The organism is Vibrio sp. 1727, assembly GCF_033344415.1.
GTDB lineage: Bacteria > Pseudomonadota > Gammaproteobacteria > Enterobacterales > Vibrionaceae > Vibrio > Vibrio alginolyticus.
In genome coordinates, this window is the sequence record NZ_JAWPOT010000620.1 from 1 (window position 1) to 533 (window position 533).

Sequence of the window (533 nt, forward strand, 5' to 3'; positions counted from 1 at the left end):
TCTCTCACGCAATAAAGCGGTACAGCCAGGACTACCCTAACAACCCCCTATTAAACGCCTCAGATAATGACTGTTTTTTAAAAGCCCCTACGAGTGAACACTCGATTAGAGCTCTTAATTTGAATACAGGCGCGAAGGTCGCTCTTCAAGCTTACGACGAATTTGGGGTAAAAAGCTTTAGCGTTGATTGGGAAAAGTTAGATGTACTTCCAGAAGCCACTGCAATTAAGGCTACAGACTACAATAATTTATTCGATATTTTTGAATATGATAAAGCTATAGAAGTTATGGGAGACCAGTTAGAGCTGGTAATAAGCAACAATACTACACCATCAAAAGAGTATGTCGCTCCCAGGAAATTTCTGGATGCAGAAAGAGATAAATTCACTGATATCTTTGATGCATATGGCATCGATGGGACCCTACTAACCACTAGCTTTCCCGTTGGAATGCAATTCGAAACTCCAAAAGCAGTATCCGTAGAACAAGAGCGAATAGATCACCGAGTCTCTGAGCTACCTGTTCAAGAAGCT

The 533-nt window shown here is 41.3% G+C and carries 1 protein-coding gene; it reads left to right on the top strand.

What is annotated here, in order from left to right:
• Nucleotides 1-119: 119 nt before the first annotated feature.
• A partial coding sequence (locus R8O10_RS27245; protein WP_318192236.1) for a hypothetical protein occupies nt 120-533 on the top strand: 414 nt, incomplete at its 3' end.